A 20,317-nucleotide genomic window follows, 5' to 3' on the forward strand; every position below is an offset into this window, starting at 1 on the left:
TTCGTTTGAAACTGTTTCACCTGCAGCGCAGGCCGGATCTCTACTCATGCACTTGTTTACTACATAGTTGCAGTATATCAAATAACTTTGTTTTTTTCAAAATAGTCCTCCAAAAGGTAACAGAGACAGTCCTGGACGATAATTCTCTTATCCAGTGTGATCATGGCCGGCATCAGAGGCTTCTTCAGAGAGATGGCACCGTTCACGTTACGGATCAGTGCATCGGTGACATCCGTACCGTCTTCCAACGTCGCGACAATAGGTTTGTCCAGCGTAGTATGTGCAAAGACTTCAGAGGTTTCCAGTCTGGTAAAGTTGTGACGGTCAAAATGGTCTACCAGAGTGAGATCAAAGTTTCCCTCCTCCCCCTCAAATCCGAAATGCACATTGTCTGCGATCTTCAGTACCGCACTGTTCTTCACCAGCTGGAGGTCATGGGAAGGCAAAGGTCTCTCCGGAAAATGATCCATATGCATCAGGTCATCGATCAGTGCTACGGCCTTTTCTATGCCAAGCTGGTTTCCCGGGGTGGAACACTCCAGTGTAATGGCGGGGCAGATTGTATCAAATGCCATGGTCGAAACCCCTTTGGGGGTATGAAACACCATCGCGATATGGTTAAAGAAACTGCTTAGGTATTTGTTCTTTTCATTGACTACGGAGATACAGCCGTAGGGAGGGTTCTTGCCTGTATTGTTATGTAGGTCGATCGCTGCAAAGAGTCCATCCTCCGTGATCTTCTCCATCACTTCGGAGATCAGTTTTGACGTAGGTGCGTCCGGCTCAGATGTTCCCGGCCAGGCACGGTTGAAGTCAAGTTCATCATCTAGCCTACGAAGTCCCTTAGATGCCGCTTCCACATTGCCTACAAACATCCACATTGACCTTGGAAGTGCATATCCCTGTGTCTCTTTGTACTTTTTGAGTATCTCCTGCATGATGATGAGGCCGCTATACTCATTTCCATGCAGTAAAACAGATACAAAGAGTGCAGGATTTTTTTCGCCTTTTAAATGCACCAGAGTGGGAGTGTCAAACACTTTTTTGATATCTCGGTAAGAAATATCCAAAAACGCATCGGGAATATCGTGTCGTAGGGTTAAACGGTTCATTTAGAGGCTCCACTTGTGTACGGGAATATTTTGTGCAGCATAATTCATGTAATCCTCCATCAGATCAGGGATACTATGATACTTTTTAAAATGTGCAAGCTGCCATGCTGCGCCATTTTGTTTGGTCAAAGTTCTCTGTTCGATGATATCGAGGTACTTCTCGGTATGCTCAATGCCGAATGAATCAAGGCCCAGTTTTGTAAGTCTCAGCCCTTCCGTAAGGATCCACTCCTTTAATGAGGTCTTTTCTCTGTGTATCGGTTCATGGAATTCGCTTCCCAATCCTCTTTTGGCTACCGTGTAAAAATCATTTTTCAGTGTTTCAAACGGTATATGTGTAAGGTTGATCTTTGATCCCACCAGCCCTTGGATCAGACCAATGAAAAACCACAGGTTGGCTTGTGTATCTATCAGGCTCGGTCCGGAGGGGAGGGCACGAAGCTCCAGTCTCAGTGTGTACTTCCCCTCTTTCTCCCTACCTAAAATAGGGCGTATCCATCTCCATATCGTACCGTTATGGAGATTGAAATGATGCAGGTCGCTTACAGGGGACTCTTTTACATCGGCAAAAATAATTTTAAATGCGTTGTTCTGCTCAAAGAGATCCATCCAGGAATCTATATAATCATGGGCAAAATGGACCCTTTTTTCATCACCCTGTTCTCTTCTGCGTTTATTCCTTGTGTCGACAGATTGTTCAAAGATAGCGATACGCGATTCATGCCAGGCTCTTTTGCCCAGGACCAAAGGGGAATTTGCGGCAAACCCTAGCAGTACCACAGAGGCATGCAGCGCAGCATGATAATACTCCACAGCTTGATCAAAAGGAATTTGAAGGTGGATCTGCAGGGAGGTACCCAGCGCTTCGAACATCACATCATCTTTTTGCAGTGAAACTTCATCCTCCCCATGAAACAGAATTTTTACGTTCTCATGCCGCAACTTTTTGATACGCTGAGATACGACGGTATACCTGTGCATATCTGACTGGTAGAGCGCTTTGTTAAAGTGTTCATGTTTCAGACTGGGAAGTACACCGAAAAGTCCGAGTTTGGCATTGAATTTTTTTGCAGACGCTTCTGCCTCTTTCCAAAGGGAAAGGAGATCCTTTTCCAGCTTCTCAGGGGCTCCATCTTCAAGCTCAAACACATTTCCATTGATCTCCAGGTCATATTTTGCAAGCTCATTGGTAAAAAGAGGGGAGTCCAGATCATCCAGTATCTGCTTGTTGATAGGGTTGGGCAGATTGCTATCGGTAAGTATACATACTTCCAGTTCATAGCCTACACGGAATACGTTCGAAAAAAGATCTGCGCCTTTTTCAAACAATCTTTTGACATACATGTTCTCATTCGACAATGCCTTTTCAAAGGCTTTAAAGTCCTGTTCTGTAAACGTTCGGTCGCTTATCTCACTGCCCATGGGAACCCTTAGTCTGTATGATCTTCTATATAGTATAACAAAAACATCCAAATAGTATTTAAACAGATACAAGAGGTTCACGCTCGCTTCATACTTGTTTTTTATAATAGCCATATAAACAAAAAGGATGACTACCATGAGTATAACTATCAATCCATCTACTGAACTATTGACAGAAGAACAAAAAGAGATGCTTTACTTCATCTATCAAGGGAAGAAAGCGGCCAGAGATATCTTTATCACATTTGCTGATATCTATAAAGATGAAAACCGTTTTACACTGATACAGTTTTCCAGACAAAGACATATGGATTGTGCCAAAGAGCTATGCGAGATCTATGGCGTTTCAACCACACAGATCGATGAAGCACGTATAGGAGAACTTGAGTCTCCGGTACTGCAGACAGTGTATGATGTATGTATAGAAAAAGGAAAAAGATCGATCGACGATGCACTGGAGGTAGCTGCTTTCATACAGGATGCCGAGATCCAGGGGCTTGAGCATGCTTCTATCGGTATGCCGGAGCATGTGGTGAGCGTGTATGAAAAATTGAAACAACGTGATCTTAGACAGTTAGGTACCTTCCAGGCAGCGCTTTCAGACGCTGCCTAAATGGTTGGGTGTGGGTGTAACATCATTTAAATTTACACTCATCACGGTCTAATACACAGTTGTAGTCACAATCCTCTTTCTCTACTTGAATGGTCGTATGTGCAATGTTGAAATGGTGATGGAGATGCTCCTGTATCTCTTCCAGAAAACGGTTGTCTATCGTGTCACTGGAGCTCACAAGATGCACCGTTAATGCCGTTTCTGTGGTGCTCAGTGCCCAGACATGGAGGTCATGCAGATCTGATACATCTTTGAGACCCTTGAGGTAGTCCTGGATATGTTGAATGTCTATCCCCTGAGGTACGGCATCGATGGAGAGATCTATGGAGTCCCGAAGAAGATCCCAGGTGCTGACCAGAATAACGACGACGATAAAAAGACTGATCACTGGGTCCAGCCAGAGCCAGCCGGTCACCATAATGGCCAACCCCGCAAGCACCACACCCAAGGAGATGGCTGCATCCGCCGCCATATGCAAATAGGCTGCCCGAAGATTAAGATCATGTTTCTGACCCTTCACAAACAGCAGGGCCGTCGCAGTATTGATAACGACCCCGATGCCGGCCACGACAATGATGATAACGCCATCTACAGGCTTCGGTGAGGAGAGCCTTTCTATGGATTCCCAGGCAATACCACCCAGTGCTACAAAAAGCAGGACCGATGAGACCAAAGAAGCCATAATGGTCACTTTTCTCAGCCCGTAGGTCCGTTTGCGTGTAGGGTACTTTGTCGCCAGATAGCTTGCACCCCATGCAAGCATCAGGCTCATGACATCGCTCAGGTTGTGTCCCGCATCTGCGATCAGTGCCAGAGAGTCCGCAGCCAGTCCATACCCTGCCTCGATGATGACAAAAACGACATTGAGGGCAATACCAATGGCAAAAGATCGGTTAGTGTTGTTGACCTCATGGTGGTGATGGCTGTGCGTATGGGACATCTTGCTTTTCCTGATCTAACGAGTTCTTGGTATTATAATATCCTGATATATTTAATCTAACGTATTATGCGTATTATTACGCTATAATATCAAACAATTTAAGCGTACATCGGTCAACGACTTCTATTTACCCTGACAGCAGGGAACAATACCCTTGGGGTACTACAAAAAAATTAAAACAATCAACTTAGCCTAAGACCGACCTCAATATCCATCGATGGTAGGCTCGTTCATAAGGGTTAAAACATGTCATTTACAAATCTGGGGCTATCTGAACCTCTATTAAAAGCGATCAAAGAGCAGGGCTACGATACGCCTACACCCATACAGCAAAAAGCCATTCCTGTCGTGATAGAAGGAAAAGATGTACTCGCCGCGGCGCAGACGGGTACCGGGAAAACGGCAGGATTTACGCTTCCGTTGCTGGAGAGGCTCTCCCGAACAAAACCAAAGATGCAGAAAAAACAGATCCGCGCTTTGGTGCTTACCCCTACACGCGAACTTGCAGCCCAGGTTGCTGAGAGTGTCAAAACATATGGGAAAAATCTTCCTTACAGTTCTACCGTGATCTTCGGCGGGGTCGGCATCAACCCTCAGCTGGCGGCTATCCGCAAGGGTGTGGATATCGTTATCGCTACACCGGGAAGGCTGCTTGATATCGCGGGCCAAAAAGGCATTGATTTTTCTGCCCTTGAGTGTCTCATCCTGGATGAGGCGGACCGTATGCTGGACATGGGGTTCATCCATGACATCAAGAAACTGATGAAGCTCATGCCCCAAAAGAGACAGACACTGCTTTTTTCGGCCACTTTCTCACCGGAGATCAAAGCCCTGGCAGAAGGGCTTCTGAACGATCCTGTACTGGTGGAGGTCGCACGCCAGAACGAGACGGCAGATCAGATCACGCAGGTGGTCCACTTTGTCGATAAAAAACGAAAGAGAGAACTGCTTTCCCAGCTGATCAAGGCAAAAAAGTGGAAACAGGTTCTGGTCTTCACACGTACCAAACACGGTGCCAACAAGCTGACCAAAGAGCTGGAAGAGTCTGGTATCTCCGCAGCGGCGATACACGGAAACAAAAGCCAGGGAGCAAGGACGAAAGCACTGGCTGCTTTCAAGGCCAATGAGATCCGTGTACTGGTGGCTACGGACATCGCAGCCAGGGGGATAGACATAGACCAGCTACCGCATGTGGTGAACTACGAACTGCCCAACGTACCCGAAGACTATGTACACCGCATAGGCCGTACCGGGCGTGCAGGGCAGAGCGGTGAAGCGGTTTCCCTGGTCTGTATCGATGAGCATGAACTACTGAAAAATATCGAAAAGTTCATCAAGTTCAAGATCCCGAAAGTAGATATACCGGCCTTCAGACCGGACCCGGATATCAAGGCTGAACCGATACAAAACGGCAGAGGCGGCGGAAAAGGACGGGGAAACAGTGGAAGAAATGCACGTAATAAACCCCGCAGCAGCAGTGACGATGCCAAAAGTGCTAGAAGAAATAGAAATAACAAGGATAAAAAATGAAAAAAGTATTTAAACTGACCGATGAGAAGAAACATGAGGACCGTGTACTCGAAGGCGTAAAGCATGAAATACGAAAGTATGTAAAACGCGAAAAGAAAAAGAAACTTCCCGATGCAAAAACAATGTATTGGGATTTTGACTGTAAAGTAGGGGCGACCGCGGAGTCAGCAAAAGCAGTTGCGTTCGAGGAGCTCATCAAAGCACTGGATGCCGTCAAAGCAAGCGGAGCAACAGAATGCTACGTGGAGATACTGGCAAAAATGGCAGAAAAACCGCTCAAAGAGGAAGCTGGGTCTTTGGAAGATGACATGGAGTCATAAAAACCTTATGGTGTTTTGATATAATTTTGGAAAAAAAGGATCAGTCTATGAAGAAAATGACACTCATGGCACTCTTGTTGACTTTAGGTATGATCATGTCTGGATGCTCAAAAACGTGGAGTGGTATCAAGCAGGATACAGGCGAAGCCTGGGATGCATCTAAAAAGGCAGTGCACAACGCAACTGCCTAGAAGATACTTTTTTGTACTTTAGGTACATATAGTATCTTTGTTTTTTTAATGTTATGTAGTGGTAGGTTTTTCTTCTATAATTTTAAGATTGAGCCAGGACGGTGGATGGTCAAAACCCAGTTCACTTTCGTTCCATACAGCTCTTTCACTATTGCGGGCATGCAGTATATTATTGATCAGAGTGTATTGCAACCCTGTGATACTGCTAATGAGATCTTTGCCTTCCTGTAACGCTTCTAAAACAGCTTCTCTACTTTGCATACGTTTTCCTTTAAGGCTTGATAAAAAGACCGGTCGGTCTCTTTATGAAACTGCTTAAAGGGTGGACAGATCGCTCTGCCCACCGATGGTCTTAAAGACCGGTAACGTTTTCAGCCTGTAAGCCTTTTTCGCCTTTACCGATCTCAAAAGTTACCTTTTGACCATCATTAAGAGAGACACGGTCGTAACCGTTGCTGTTTATTTGACGATAGTGTACAAATACATCATCTCCGCCTTGTTCTTGTTCGATAAAACCGAAACCTTTTTCACTGTTGAACCATTTTACGGTTCCGTTTACTAATGTTGCCATTGTTATTCCTTTGTTTGTGTGTACACATCATCACTGAAGTGTTTTTAAAATCTAAATTGGAGTGTTCTTTCGGAGAGGATGATACTGGAAACTAAAGGTTAGCAATAAAAGTCAAGCCAAAGATGAAACTCTAAATCATCTTTCAATAGGGGTATTATAACTGAATATTTTAATAATAGCAAATAATAATTATATTTTATGAAAAATATAATTAGTGAGTCGGGACATATATCCCAACTTACTTAACTTATATTTAATCAAGAGTAATGGTTTTTGTATCTGTAGAGATAGTCTCATAGCGATTCGTGGTACTAGAGTCAAGTGCTTTCATCAAGGCAACTTCAGGCAACTCAGCATTTTTGTAGAGATCTTGAGCGAAACCATAAGAGAGTGATTGGTAGTGTAATGTCGCAGTAATCGTATAATCATCTGCCTCTAGCCCTTTGATCTCGTATTTTACTGTATCGCTTCCTCCGATAAAGTCACTGTCATTTTCAGCATTCCCATGCGGATTGATAGTTTCAGGTAAATTTACATCATCTTTATCAAGTCCCTTTGGCAATATACGGTTGTCTTTAAAATAATGCAATGCATGCAGCAGTATGTAGGTCATATTATCGTCTGTATCCTGTAAGATCGTTTCATAGATCTGCACCTGTGAAGGATGAGTGATCTTATCATAGTGGGGTTCAAAGGTATTGGTTGCTGTATCGTATACCACACCAGCGATCTGACCTTCACTGTTAATGGCACCAGATTCAAACACAATCTGATCGTCATTGTTCTTTACTGTTACATGAAGCCAGGCACGGCGTGATGGAAAACCTGTCGGGAACTTGTGCCCACTGTGGTTTGTAATCTTCACATCAAAATTGAGCAGACCATTCTCAACGCTCGATTGTGTGATATTGACATCAGCCGCAGCTTGAAGAAATGCTCTGGTATCAGTAATACTCTCATTAAATCTTGCTTCATCTGCCAAAACACCTAACTTTTCACGGTTGTTCTTGAGGATATCCAGCATGTAGGTGTTCGCACCAAGGAATTTATGTTGAAAGAATGGAGACCTTCCTCCTACATTACCTTTTGTAGAAATGATCACACTCCCTTCAGCTTTTGGCATATGACAGTCCTGGCAGCTTTGTGTCGCATTGAAGTCACTGTACTCCCATTCAGTGTAAGCTGCCTGTTCCGGAAAGGTAAAATCAGTGAGATTTCCATCGGTAGCGATGACGGGAGTCTCAAGGTTATGGCAGGTGGCACAGTGTTTTGATTCATTGATATGGGGACTGTACTCTGGTGTAAACTGGACATTATTCTGCATTGGCATAGTTTTTGGATTCGTATAGGGGCCATAGATCTTACGTTCTGTACCTGTGTTATTTGTATCTATCACAAAGCCACCGGTAAAACCTTCTGTAGTACCCAGTTCGGGAGTGTTTTCTATTTGATGGCAGAGCGTACAGCTTACTCCTTGCATCGCAGCATCATAATAGTGGTTTTCATGGTTTAAGAATCCATCGCCTGAAAGTGAAACCGTATCACCATTATAGGTTGCTTCTACATTGGCCATTGGTGTGTGACATCGGCTGCATTTGGCTTCGATAGTGTTTTTAAACTCAGGGTGTTCTTTCACTTCAGTGGCAACTTTTGCCCTCCATAGCGGATCGGTTGCTGCATTGGCCATCATCGTACCCTGCCATGCTTTGACGATAGATACATCTGTGCTATTGGCATCTTGAATACCATCATGACATGTTGCACAGTTTTGCGAACCGCTGAAGTGGGTTGTGGTAAACAGCGGATCATGTAGCAGTACATCGGAAAAGCTTGTATTGTCATCCGGAATGACTGTCCCCTCTGCAGTATCTGAACTGCTGCCGCCTCCACAACCTACAAGCATGAGACTACTGAAAACTATAAGAAAATATGCTGCTTTTTTACCGACCATGATGACACTCCTTTGCATTACAATGAGATTGAAAGAAATGGATCATGTAAGCGAGACCGGTCTCTTTCATATTTTTAAAAACATATGCATAGACAAATGTTTTATAGTATTTCATCATTTTAGCAAACCTGTGTTAAGTGAATATAAAACTTGAAAGTAGAAAAAGTTTAAATGGACATGTTCGGGATAAAAGTAGAGGAAAAGGGGTTACTTACCCTTTTCATATATATGCTTACTCATCCTTAAGTTGAGGCGCGTCATTCATCGTATCGGGGTGGAACTTCTCTTCGTATTCCGTACTCATGGTAAACATCAGTTTAAGATCAGCCGCGCTGCTGGCGTACTGGTATGCCTGCTCCTCTGTGATCTTTTCTGCCAGTGTCAGGTCGAACAGGGCCCGGTTAAAGGTCATAGAACCATACGAGTGTCTCTCTTTTTCCAGAGCATCAGGGATCTCGAAGTCACGTTTATTACGTATAAGTTCCTGGATCTGAGGGCTTTTGAACATCAGTTCCACAGCAGGCACCATTTCACCGGATATACCTCTGATCAAACGCTGGGAAATAACACCTTCGAGCGCCATGGAAAGGGTCACACGCACACGTTCCTGCTCATTTACTGGGAAAATAGCGATCAGTCTGTCGATCGTTTCACGTACATCCAGGGTATGGACAGTGGAAAAGACAAGGTGACCGGTATTGACCGCCTGTAAAATACTCTCTGCGGTTGCCAGGTCACGTATCTCACCGACCACGATCACATCCGGGTCTTCACGCATCGCTGCACGCAATGCATAAGAAAAACTGTTGGTATGTAATCCCAGTTCACGCTGCTCAACGATGGATTTCACATCATTATGTACATACTCTATGGGGTCTTCTATGGTGATGATGTGGCGGGGATAAGTTTGATTGATCACTTCGATGATACTTGCAAGGGTGGTCGATTTACCGCTTCCTGTAGTACCCGTAACGAGAACGAGTCCACGTCTAAGCTTCGAAAATTTATCTAAAGCGGAAGGAAGATTCAACTCTTCTATGGTGCGTATATAGGAAGGGATCAGACGAAAGGCTATGGCATAGCCGCCAAGATGCATAAAGATATTTACACGAAAACGGTACTGCTCATTGAGGGAGTACGCACCATCGAACTCTTTGTTCTCTCTGAACCTTTCATAGTCATGACCTGTCAATCCTTTGACGATAGAGATCATAGTCTCTGGGTCTACGGTCTCTTTTGATAAAAGGATAATATCATCTTTTACACGTGCATGGATCTGACCATTGGTTTTAATATGAAGGTCTGCCCCTTCAACTTCGATCAGCATATTTAACCAGGTGTTTAATTTTTCTTTTGTATCTCTATTATCAAAAGCCATTGTATACCCCTTTTCTTTCTATCTGTATACATTATACTACAGCTTATTAGCTTATATTATAGATATAGATATATATAATATATCTGAGATAGCAGTATGGTATAATCACATGAATCAAGAACCAAAGGGGAGTCATGTCTATTCTAAAATTTATACTGTTTGCATTGGTACTGTTCGGTTTATGGGTGACTGAACCCATATGGAGTAATATCGGTACACCTGCGACTACATCTCCTGCATTACCTGTGGATGAGACTGTCGAAGAGACTATCGATGTGCCTGCAGATATGCCTGTTAATAGGCCTGTTATGGAACAGAAACAAACAAAAAACGATGAAGTCAATGTTGAAAGCAGATTTTTGAAAGAGCTGGAAGTAAAAATTGGTCCAAGGCCATCTGTGAAAGAGAGCACGGGGGTGCCTTCGCCGGTCTATATCTATTGGCGTAAAACACTGAAATACCCTGATTCCCTTCAGGAGGAAACATGCGGTCCTGTACGAGGCAGTGAAGAGGGGTGGACAACCGTGTGCAGATATAAAACAGAGAACAGTTCCTATGAGTTGGAACTGAGAGAGGACAGGTTTGTTATCAGGAACGGGACTGCCTATAAGAAGTAGCCTCTAGACGATTCCATGAATGCAGTCTGTGATCTTTCGGAAGAGATCACCCCATAGGGTAGAGTATCTCTTCATGTATTTTGTCGCAGGCCCGCAGTACTTCCTCGCTGAGTGTGAGATTCATGGCTGCCAGTGACGCATCGAGCTGATCTGCATGCGTGGCTCCTATGATGGTGGACGCCACGAAATCGAACTGTTTTGACCAGGCGGTGGCCAGTGTAACAGGGTGCAGCCCCGCATCCGAGGCTATTTTGAGGTATTTTTGCGTGGAGGCCAGCGTCTTGTCGTTCATGAAACGCTGCGCCATCACCCGCTGTCTCTGGTTGGGCGATCTTAGATAGTCAGAAAACCGTCCAACGGCATCTTCGGGTTTGGCGGCCTGGTTGTATTTCCCTGAAAGCACCCCTCCTGCAAGCGGCGAGTAGGGAAGCAGTGAAACCTGTTCTTTTTTGCAAAGCGTGGAAAGCTCATCCAGAAATCTGCGGTTAAGCAGGGAAAAGTTGTTCTGTATGGATTCAAACCGTGCAAAGCCTTTGTAGTGTGAGGTCATCAAGGCTTTGCTTGTACCGTAGGCCGTGTCATTGGAGGTTCCTATGTAACGGACCTTCCCTGCTTTTACCAGTCTGTCAAAGGCTTCGAGTGACTCTTCTATGGGTACAACGGTGTCGGGCCAATGCATCTGGTAAAGGTCAATGTAGTCGGTTTTAAGTCTTTTCAAACTTCCTTCTACAGCACGTTCGATATGAAAACGGTCTATGGCCGTCAGTCCGTGGCGGACAGGAGGAACGAACCAGCCGCTCGATGCACCGGCCACTTTGGTCGCAAGAATGACAGAATCACGCGGCTTCGTCTGCATCCATTCGCCTACCCACTCTTCCGTGATCCCTGCAAGTTTTGCATCGGGCGGGACAGGGTAGAGCTCTGCGGTATCATAGAAATTCACCCCGTGGTCATAGGCCTTATCCATGATGGCAAACGCTTCTTTTTTATCACACTGTGTCCCAAATGTCATCGTACCCATACAGATGGGTGAAACACGCAGTCCGGTTCTTCCTATATATCTAAAATCCATGGTGGTCCTTCTCAAAAATATGGTTTTATATCATAGCTTAAATTTTATAAGGATGCAGTTTTTTTGATTTATCACCCTTCTGGGTGATTCATAAAAATTTATAATATAGTATAATAAAATGTTTTAGGTTTCTTGCTATAAGTTTAAATTTGATATGAAAGGAAATATCATGAAAAAATATGTAAATAGGAAGTATGCATTAAGATGGACAGTATTCGGTGTCGGATTAACGGCAGCAAGCATACTATATATAACTGGATGTGGCGGCGGTGGCGGTAGCGGCGGTATTGCTACATCCTCCACCTCTAGTATGTGTTCGGTTCCATTAGAAGCCTCTTTAAATACACAAGAACGTATAGGTGGTGCAGTGACCAATGTGAAACTCTTCATGGCTGATGACAATGTCACCGAGTGGACGCTATACAATATCGCAAATGAACTGCGCGCCTCTCCTGTTAACACGCCTGAAAATGCCATAGGATTGGAAGTGAAAGCCTTTATCCGTGACATAGAGATCGTGACCTATAATAGTAAGCGTTATGCACTATTGGCTATGGGAGAAGAGGGGATCACTGCTGTTGATATCTCAAACCCTGCTAGTATGACAATCGACCCCAATGTGGAAAGTGTAAAGGTGAATTATTATCATGAAGGTATTAACTGGGCAGAAGGTGGTGGTGATATTGTACCGGATAACAATATCTCAAGTAGCCGTGGACCTGTCAGTTCACTCGCTGTCTATAACGAGGGTAATGTTACGAATCCTTCATTGCAGCTAATTATTGGGGATGAAGGCTATGGTCTGCATAAGACAGTACTTGCAAATCTTTTCGACGCGACCAATGGTAGAGAAGCAGATGGTACATTGAAGATAGAAAATGAAGTCTATACCTTGCAGTATGCGGGTGAAAACCCGTGGGGTGGCCCAAAAAGTTTGACCTTTCATGGAGAAGGGAATGATATAAGGCTATTTGTTGCACAGGGGTACCTTGGAATGGGTATCTATGATCCCAGAACGTTGGAAAAAGTAGGGTATTATAACCTTTATACTGATGCGACAGAGGACAACGGCGGGGAGGACTGGTTCATAGATATGAACGTTTCCACCCAAGTCAGTTCAGATGAAAATGGAAGCTTTATAGATGTTTGTACAGGAATGCCGGACTATAGACAGGCAAGTTATGAGATCCAAGAGGTTTGGCACAATAAAGTCGATGCTCCGACGCCGTGGGCTGATTTCGACAGATACGGGAAGTTCTACTATGATGCCCGTAAGATAGACGTTGCAACCTTTGAGAACAATACTTCAATAGCCTATATCGCATATGGCCTCGGAGGTATGGTCGCTGTCGATGTTACCGGCTATGATACAGCAGTCGGACGTGATGCGAGTTGTACACCTGATCCGGATTTCCTTGAAGCTACGTATCTTGGATATGTTCCAGGATTACCGGCACATGGACCGGATGCACAGACTGGCGAGCAATCGAAGAGCCTCTTCCCATATTTTGGTGCAGGAATGCTCAAAGAGGCCGGTGTGGTTGACGTTAAGGTAGATAAAGCAACAAATAGTGTCTATTTCTCAGACCATTTTGCCGGACTGATGGCGATAGGCAATGCAGACGATCCTGCAACTCATTGGAAGGCAGTGGGAGCGCCTTTTGACAATGATGACAATAATATACTGGGTGACCATTGGCCTGATTATGAATTCGTCACTTCGTATGATATGACCCTGGTTCCTTTGGGTAACGAGGAAGTGCCGACATTCATTCATGAAGCACCGATATTGTTAGCAACAGGCGAGGTGAGCGGTCACGGTAATGTCTTTGGTTTTACCAGCACCTTTGATCAAAGCAACAGTGGTTCAACAGATGTTATTCTGGCTGCCGGTGGCGGTGGCCTCAGTTTTGTCGATATTTATGGGGCACCAGCTACGCCTTACAATTTTGCGGTGCTGGAACACTTCGCGACTACCGATGAGATCGGTGCAGCGGCAGACGGCTCGGCAACGCAGGAGATCAATATCGGTCATTCCGAGGGTGTGGCTGCTTATAAAAATCTACTCTATCTGGCTGACGGACCACATGGTATGTCAGTCTGGAAGATAGCGGATGATCTATGTTATCCGACAGATGATGTGCATCTGGTAGCCAATACGCTGCAAAGTGAATATCCGGTAGGTGATATCAATCCGACACCGCATGCACATGAGGTCATTTTGCATCATGCAACCAATTCAGCGCTCGTAATGTCACAAAGCCGTGGTGTGCGTCGTGTTGATATATCTGTAATGGGTACGGTCGGTACTCCACAGCTACTCTATCCTGAAATTACGGATATATACGAGCATAATGTCGATGCCGGTAATGTTGCTGATTTCCTCAGTATGCAGGACCATGCTTATAGTGCAGCATTGGACGGGCAGTTGGCATTTACGGCTGACGGCAGTAACGGTTTGACGGTATATGATCTAAATGAGAATCCGACAGATACAACAAACAGTAATGGTTTTGTTGTTGCCAATATCGGAGGAGATACGAATTCCCAGCCTGATCTCGGCCGTGCATCAGGTGTGGCACTCTGGGATGATACAGGCGCAGGTAGATCGTATGCGTTTGTTGCTGCGGGAAGCAGAGGCATCGCAGTTGTTGATGTGACCAATGTCCAGGAGAATAACATGACATTGGTTAAAATTTTCGAACCAATTAAGTGGGAAGATGCCAAGGCAGGAAAAGCTGATGGTAAAAGTGTTTCTGTCAAGATCGTAGGTGACCATGTCTTCTTTACGTATGACAGTTTCGGAGTGGTATGCTACAGTATCACTGATCTGATCGAACCACTGCCTGATGGAGTGGATCCACAGGATATCTGGGAACCAGGTACCGTGGGTGAGCGTCCAGAAGCTCTTGCACGCTTCAAACTCCAGGATGTCACATTGTTCGGTAGTGCAGATCTAGCAGGATGGGGCGGTGGTGCTGCAGGCATGGATGTGGTCAGCGTAAATGGAAGAGATTTCCTTTATGTAGCCTATGGTGATGCCGGTGTGGTCAAGATAGACTGGACAGATCCGGCTGCACCAGTTCTTTTGGAACATGCTGATACCGTAGGTTTTGCAAGTGACGTGGTCGTGATCAACGGCCGTGTTTATGTGGCAGACAGCGGCGGTGGTCTGACATTATTAAAATAGGCTACTGACACTTTCCCTCTAGTGGGGAAAGGGTACCTTCGTAAAAGAGAAGGTACTTTTATAATTGTATTTATAACTCCTGAATCTACAAATATACTTTTTTTAAGTACTGAACAGCAATGCAAATAACAAAATTTTACTATAAACATATGATCAGAAGAATCAAGTAACAGAAAATCACAATCATGATAAACTACGTTTAAAAAGGGACCGCATAAATGCAAGACAAATATGTAGGAGACGTGGGGGACTTTGGAAAGTTCCAGCTTTTCCGTTATCTGTTCAACCATGAAGAGAGTCCTATGTACGGAAAAGCACTCGCACAGATATGGTACATGCATGAAGGTGAGGGCGAGAACAATAATGACGGTAAACATATAGACTATTTTGAACGCATGACGGGTTGTGATGAATATCTGGAAAACTCCCTGCTGAGTATTATCATGAGAGATAAACGTGAAGTGAGGGAATTGGAGTCGTTAAAACTGCTTCCCAATGCGAAATTCTTTTATCAAAAAGTACCCAAAGCATTAAACGAGCGTCATCACTGGTTCAACTCGGCCTTGACATTTTCACATAATGTACAAGTAGTGGCTGTTGAACCGGACAATGGTATGGCACTGAAATGCAATAGGGGAGAGCAGTGTTTTGAATTTCTTACACTGGAAAAGGACTACGCGCAAAAACCCTACCCGCATAAGTATATTTTTGCAGAGGAGGTAGATAATTTTTACCGTTTGCCTCATTTGGAAGTGTGCATTGTCTACCAGCACCTGGGTCGCTGTTTTGCACATAATGTGCAGATAGAGACTTTGTTAAGTGACCTGAGAAAATCCTATCTGTACGTGATCGCTGTCAAACATAAACCCTATTCACCGCGTGCTTTTTTCTTTCTATGCAGATCAGAGGAGATCAAGGAGCGCATAGAGATGAGACTTGATAGGTTTTCAACCGAGTTCTCGGCATTCTGGGAAGTTTTCAGATAGAAAATGCAGTAGGGTGAGATTCCGTTTTTTCTTCCTGGAACCATCTATATATCATCTCTCACTGACATGTTTTGTTACGCCCTTCATTTTTGGCTTTATACAGTGCCATATCGGCACGAGAAAACATATCATCACAGCTGGTATCTGTGTTTTGATCATGACTGATACCTATCGAAGTGGTGAGTGAAATAGATCGACCTTGATGATCTATGGTAATATCTTCAACGGATTGACGGATCTTTTCAGCAAGCCTATACGCCTCTTCATTGTCCATTTGGGATAAGAGTATGGCAAACTCTTCACCGCCTATACGTGCGAATATATCACTTTTTGCCAATATCTTCTCAATGGTTTGAACAAAAAGTATCAATAGCTTATCTCCCGTTTGATGGCCATAGGTATCATTGATCTTTTTAAAATGATCGAGATCAAGCAGCAGAAGCGTCAAACGCAAACCGTCTTTTTGTGCGGTTTGAAAATAGCGTTTAAAGATCTCATTGAACATGCGTTTATTGGTAATACCGGTCAGATAATCTGTAGAGGCCAATACACTCAAGGTACTGTTCTGTTGTTTTAAACTGTTTTCATACTCTGAGATCTTATTGGTATAGACATTGGATAGGAAGCTTCCGATGATTAGCCCTAATATACCCGAGTTGATCGCTGTTTGGGAGAGGTGTAATTCTAGAAAATAATTGCTTGTAAGTATGATGCCGATAGCAGCTGCCGTATAAAGTATACCGGTTCTTTTTCCATTGAGCATATAGGCAACAAAGATCAAAAGGTAGAACCAGATGATCCTGAATTCATCCTGGGGTACAAAAATGAGTGCCGAAGTAAAGGTGAACAAAGAGATGATCAGAAGAGAATGTATAACCAGCTGATAATTTTTTTTAGAATGCCTGAGAAGGAAGATAAGTACCAGCGTAAGAAAACTGTAGACATAATCAACTTTAGAATGGACAGGCCCAATGTCATTTATTCCCAGGTCGCTCAGCAATCCGAACAGGACACTAAAAAAAGCGACAACGACGAAAATGGAGTTAAGCATTTTAAATTGAAACTGAAGAAGATGCTCTTCTTCTCCAAATTTAAAACCGCTACTTAAAAAATTGTTTAGTCTCATATCTTCCCCTACCTCTATATTAATGTTAGCACAATATTCATTATAAAATCACGCTATACGGTCTAATGAAAATAGGGCAATAAGTATTCAACCATTAACCTTTCTATAGTAAGATAGGTAAAAGGATTTTCAATGCATAAACAACCTATTATCACTCTTACATTTATCATTTCCGGCTTAAATTTCAATCCCGTGATCGCGGATACGGTCATTGCCACCGTTGCATACAGTCAACCTATCGATGAACCGGTCTCAGCCGGCATTGCTTCCTTATTACAAAACAGGGGATTGGAGAAAGATGCGGCAGACAAAATATCTGAAAATTTTGTAAGTGAAAAAGATGAGGTGTTACTTGCACTGTTAATACAGGAACTTGATAGAGGAAATATCGCAAGCAGCAGAGAGATTTTGGAGTATTTAAGTACGACAGCTCTGCACAGGCAAAGATTTGATCTTCACTCTTATGACCATCTTGTCGGAATGGTCACCAAGATCAAACAACGATCCCTGGACAGCAAGACATTAAAACAGCTAAAGGAAATTTCCAAACGCTATCAAACGTTATTTGTGTAGAGATACACGAATAACACAGGCAAACGATTAAATATACCCATTGGTTAACATAATATAAATTCTATTAAAAAAGTAGATCTCTTCTCTTTCGTCTCCTTGGCCTTTGCTGGAAGGCATTTTCAAAATGCAAAAAAATCACAAAATTGCATCCTTTTCAAAATGATGTCTATTTCCATGAAATTTTTGCTAATAGTAAAAAACCAGAAACTGCAAAAATAAAATTTTAAAAAACCCCAGTCCATGAAATTTGATCCTGATCAAAAATGACTGATATAGGTATAGAAGATTTTTTTGTGCAGTAACCGAAACCAGTTAAGTCAACTCTTTACAAAAATGATCACGCCTTTTTCCTTCGATCAAAAAAACAACTTGTAACATGAGAATATTTATATTTTTAAATATAAATATTCTGCCCCCATCGTCTTTTTCTGCTGGTAGTTTTCCTGACCAGGCAGATCATAAAAAAGAGGAAAATATAATATTTGTTAGTATCAATTCTGCTTCTCCCCCTCTGTCTCCGCTGCATTGGAATATGCAAAATAGCTTGATGCCGCCTAGGCCCCACAGTAACGTGCGATACAGGAAACAATAAGAACATTTGTTCATTAAAATAATTCAGCCATCTAAATTAAAAGAACAATTGTTCATAAAATAAAATAAGCGAATGAATAATAATGAACAAGTGTTCATAATATTTAAAATGAGTGACTTGACAAAAGAACACTTGTTCACTATAATATTATCAAAGGAGCATCTATGGCCGAGCAGAGCGTTACTTCTTCCCTATCCAAAGGAAGCAAAACCAAAGACAAAATACTAAAAACTGCCCTTAAACTCTTTTCAACCAAAGGATATAAGGCAACCACGGTAAGAGACATCGCAGGTGCTATAGGCATGAAGCAGAGTGCCCTCTATAACCACTTTAAGAACAAGGATGAGATACTCGAAACACTGGTAAGCGAACTGACCTCTTCCGCGATCGTTACCATATTTGACGATAAAGAGGCCTCAGAGCTCCATAAACAGGGTAAATCGCTGCTGATGTCCATTGCCACTACCTTCAAGCTTATTGGCTTTGACGGGCAAAATGAGGCCCTTTTAAAGCTTTTGATGCAGGAGATATACAGAAATGAGCGCATACGGGAGATCTATAACGAGTATTTCTACCAGGAGAACGTCAAAAAGCTCTCTGGGGTCTTGTTCGCCATGATGCAGGACGAGATGATCAAGTCTTCAGACCCCCTATTACTTGCAAATGAGTTCTTTTCACCGCTTTTTTTCTATCAAATGCAGGTTTCTTTGCTAAAATTGGACAAAAAATCCACCTCTTCAGTGGTTTCCATGTTCGAAAAGCATGTAGATTACTTCTGGGACAACATAAAGTTGGAGAAGCAGGACGCGCTCTTCTAGTAACATACTAAATAATATTAGATTAGTTAAAATTAAATAATATCAAGGAATAGCAATGGAAAATAAAGTAGATCATTTCGCGGAGAAATCAAAAACCTGGGACATGAATTCCAAAAGAGTACAGAATGCCCAGGGTATCGCTGAATTAATAGTAAAAAATATAAAACTGGACAAATCCATGGAGCTGATGGATTTTGGTGCCGGTACAGGGCTTTTAAGCTATTTTGTCGCCCCTTTTGTAGATAAAATAGTCGCAGTGGACAACTCCCCTTCCATGCTGCTTGAATTTGAGAACAAATGCGACGAGTTCTCCTGCAAGACCGAAGTGATAGAAAAAGATCTAAGCTCAGACACACTCGACAGAAAGTTCGACGGTATTATTTCTTCGATGACGATCCACCATTTGGAAGATATACCGGCCCTCTTCTCAAAACTGTATACGATGCTGAATAAAGGCGGATTCATAGCCATTGCAGACCTGGACAGTGAAGACGGAAGCTTCCATAGTGACAATACCGGCGTATTTCATCATGGTTTTGATAGAGAAACACTGGAAAAACAGGCAAAAGAAGCAGGATTTAATGATATCAGGTTTGAATTGGCCAGTACGATCAGCAAACCGCACCGTGAATTTACCGTTTTTTTAATGACAGGACATAAATAGATGAAAAAGCTATGGTTCGCGGCTATCTTTCTTCCCGTCTTCCTTTGGTCTTTCATTTCTCCTAAAGACTACTTTATATGGTTCCTGGAAGTCCTGCCGGTATTCATTGCACTCTTTCTTATGGTCTTGACCTACAAAAAGTTTCCCTTGACTCCCCTGCTTTATGCTCTTATATTAATTCATATGATCATTTTGATGGTAGGTGCCCATTATACCTATGCAGAAGTACCGCTGTTTGAGTGGATCAAAGAGGTGTTTGACCATAGCAGAAACAATTATGATAAAGTCGGTCATATTGCCCAGGGCTTCATCCCTGCCATACTTGCCAGAGAGATCCTGATACGCAAGCAGATCGTTCAGGGTTCAAAAATATGGCTCAATGGTATCATTTTGAGCATCATTTTGGCATTTTCTGCTTTGTATGAACTCATAGAGTGGTGGGTTTCCCTTGCAGTAGGTGAAGATGCCGAAGCCTTTCTCAGTATGCAGGGATATATCTGGGATACGCAGTCAGACATGGCTTATGCACTCTTTGGCGGGGTCATGGCCCTGCTTTTGCTTTCAAATCTGCATGATAGACAGCTCAACTTGTTGCAGCAGGACAGACCGTCGGCATGAGTTCGGGGAGAAGTCCTGCCGTTGTAACTGCGT

Annotated in this window: 20 protein-coding genes; 11 read left to right on the forward strand and 9 right to left on the reverse strand. The window is 43.3% G+C overall.

The genetic code is table 11. The annotated features are described in order from the left end of the window. Positions 1 to 77: 77 nt before the first annotated feature. A complete protein-coding gene (locus VIM88_RS05580) occupies positions 78 to 1,112 on the reverse strand; it encodes a M14 family metallopeptidase (protein ID WP_331861896.1) in 1,035 nt (344 codons plus the stop codon). After that, a complete protein-coding gene (locus tag VIM88_RS05585) occupies positions 1,113 to 2,534 on the reverse strand; it encodes a hypothetical protein (protein ID WP_331861897.1) in 1,422 nt (473 codons plus the stop codon). Between the two features lie 136 nt (positions 2,535 to 2,670). On the opposite strand from VIM88_RS05585, the gene VIM88_RS05590 reads away from it, so the two are divergent. Then, on the forward strand, positions 2,671 to 3,147 hold the full coding sequence (locus tag VIM88_RS05590) for a DUF2202 domain-containing protein (protein WP_331861898.1): 477 nt from the start codon (positions 2,671 to 2,673) through the stop codon (positions 3,145 to 3,147). 22 nt (positions 3,148 to 3,169) lie between these two features. On the opposite strand, the gene VIM88_RS05595 is transcribed toward VIM88_RS05590, so the two are convergent. Continuing rightward, on the reverse strand, positions 3,170 to 4,087 hold the full coding sequence (locus tag VIM88_RS05595) for a cation diffusion facilitator family transporter (RefSeq protein WP_331861899.1): 918 nt from the start codon (positions 4,085 to 4,087) through the stop codon (positions 3,170 to 3,172). A gap of 246 nt (positions 4,088 to 4,333) precedes the next feature. On the opposite strand from VIM88_RS05595, the gene VIM88_RS05600 reads away from it, so the two are divergent. From VIM88_RS05600 to VIM88_RS05610, 3 genes are read left to right on the forward strand one after another with little or no spacing between them, the layout of a single operon-like run. Then, positions 4,334 to 5,617: a DEAD/DEAH box helicase gene (locus VIM88_RS05600; protein ID WP_331861900.1), complete on the forward strand. Its 1,284-nt coding sequence runs from the start codon at positions 4,334 to 4,336 to the stop codon at positions 5,615 to 5,617. Further along, positions 5,614 to 5,937 (forward strand): DUF6172 family protein, encoded by a 324-nt coding sequence (locus VIM88_RS05605; protein WP_331861901.1) that lies wholly within the window; start codon positions 5,614 to 5,616, stop codon positions 5,935 to 5,937. The genes VIM88_RS05600 and VIM88_RS05605 overlap by 4 nt, the downstream gene beginning before the upstream one ends. Before the next feature lie 47 nt (positions 5,938 to 5,984). Then, positions 5,985 to 6,128, forward strand: a complete 144-nt coding sequence (locus VIM88_RS05610; protein WP_331861902.1) for an entericidin EcnAB — start codon at positions 5,985 to 5,987, stop codon at positions 6,126 to 6,128. Between the two features lie 51 nt (positions 6,129 to 6,179). Here the strand turns inward: VIM88_RS05610 and VIM88_RS05615 are convergent, their stop codons facing one another. From VIM88_RS05615 to VIM88_RS05630, 4 genes are all read right to left on the reverse strand, one after another. After that, positions 6,180 to 6,389, reverse strand: coding sequence for a hypothetical protein (locus tag VIM88_RS05615; RefSeq protein WP_331861903.1), 210 nt, complete (start codon positions 6,387 to 6,389; stop codon positions 6,180 to 6,182). 91 nt (positions 6,390 to 6,480) lie between these two features. Beyond that, positions 6,481 to 6,699 (reverse strand): cold shock domain-containing protein, encoded by a 219-nt coding sequence (locus VIM88_RS05620; RefSeq protein WP_331861904.1) that lies wholly within the window; start codon positions 6,697 to 6,699, stop codon positions 6,481 to 6,483. 253 nt (positions 6,700 to 6,952) lie between these two features. Next, on the reverse strand, positions 6,953 to 8,650 hold the full coding sequence (locus VIM88_RS05625) for a multiheme c-type cytochrome (protein ID WP_331861905.1): 1,698 nt from the start codon (positions 8,648 to 8,650) through the stop codon (positions 6,953 to 6,955). A 232-nt stretch (positions 8,651 to 8,882) separates the two neighbouring features. Further along, positions 8,883 to 10,028 carry a PilT/PilU family type 4a pilus ATPase gene (locus VIM88_RS05630; protein WP_331861906.1) on the reverse strand — a complete coding sequence of 382 codons (1,146 nt, stop codon included), beginning with the start codon at positions 10,026 to 10,028 and terminating at the stop codon, positions 8,883 to 8,885. Positions 10,029 to 10,162: 134 nt separating this feature from the next. Here VIM88_RS05630 and VIM88_RS05635 point away from each other — a divergent pair, with 134 nt between their 5' ends. Beyond that, positions 10,163 to 10,645, forward strand: coding sequence for a hypothetical protein (locus tag VIM88_RS05635; RefSeq protein ID WP_331861907.1), 483 nt, complete (start codon positions 10,163 to 10,165; stop codon positions 10,643 to 10,645). A 46-nt stretch (positions 10,646 to 10,691) separates the two neighbouring features. Here the strand turns inward: VIM88_RS05635 and VIM88_RS05640 are convergent, their stop codons facing one another. Further along, complete coding sequence (locus VIM88_RS05640) at positions 10,692 to 11,717, reverse strand: aldo/keto reductase (protein ID WP_331861908.1); 1,026 nt, start codon at positions 11,715 to 11,717, stop codon at positions 10,692 to 10,694. A 169-nt stretch (positions 11,718 to 11,886) separates the two neighbouring features. Here VIM88_RS05640 and VIM88_RS05645 point away from each other — a divergent pair, with 169 nt between their 5' ends. Together VIM88_RS05645 and VIM88_RS05650 are read left to right on the forward strand one after the other, a co-directional pair. After that, entirely contained in the window at positions 11,887 to 14,907 is a 3,021-nt protein-coding gene (locus tag VIM88_RS05645) for a hypothetical protein (protein WP_331861909.1), read from the forward strand. Between the two features lie 218 nt (positions 14,908 to 15,125). Then, a complete protein-coding gene (locus VIM88_RS05650; RefSeq protein ID WP_331861910.1) occupies positions 15,126 to 15,893 on the forward strand; it encodes a hypothetical protein in 768 nt (255 codons plus the stop codon). A gap of 58 nt (positions 15,894 to 15,951) precedes the next feature. Here VIM88_RS05650 and VIM88_RS05655 read toward each other — a convergent pair whose 3' ends face one another. After that, entirely contained in the window at positions 15,952 to 17,019 is a 1,068-nt protein-coding gene (locus VIM88_RS05655) for a GGDEF domain-containing protein (RefSeq protein WP_331861911.1), read from the reverse strand. A 132-nt stretch (positions 17,020 to 17,151) separates the two neighbouring features. On the opposite strand from VIM88_RS05655, the gene VIM88_RS05660 reads away from it, so the two are divergent. The 4 genes from VIM88_RS05660 (at position 17,152) to VIM88_RS05675 (ending at position 20,284) form a co-directional block, all read left to right on the forward strand. After that, a complete protein-coding gene (locus VIM88_RS05660) occupies positions 17,152 to 17,592 on the forward strand; it encodes a hypothetical protein (protein ID WP_331861912.1) in 441 nt (146 codons plus the stop codon). A 756-nt stretch (positions 17,593 to 18,348) separates the two neighbouring features. After that, a complete protein-coding gene (locus tag VIM88_RS05665) occupies positions 18,349 to 19,002 on the forward strand; it encodes a TetR/AcrR family transcriptional regulator (protein ID WP_331861913.1) in 654 nt (217 codons plus the stop codon). A 55-nt stretch (positions 19,003 to 19,057) separates the two neighbouring features. Beyond that, a complete protein-coding gene (locus VIM88_RS05670; RefSeq protein WP_331861914.1) occupies positions 19,058 to 19,666 on the forward strand; it encodes a class I SAM-dependent methyltransferase in 609 nt (202 codons plus the stop codon). Next, positions 19,667 to 20,284 (forward strand): DUF2238 domain-containing protein, encoded by a 618-nt coding sequence (locus tag VIM88_RS05675; protein WP_331861915.1) that lies wholly within the window; start codon positions 19,667 to 19,669, stop codon positions 20,282 to 20,284. Positions 20,285 to 20,317 lie beyond the last annotated feature (33 nt).

Origin of the sequence: Sulfurovum sp. (assembly GCF_036568385.1) — a bacterium.
GTDB lineage: Bacteria > Campylobacterota > Campylobacteria > Campylobacterales > Sulfurovaceae > Sulfurovum.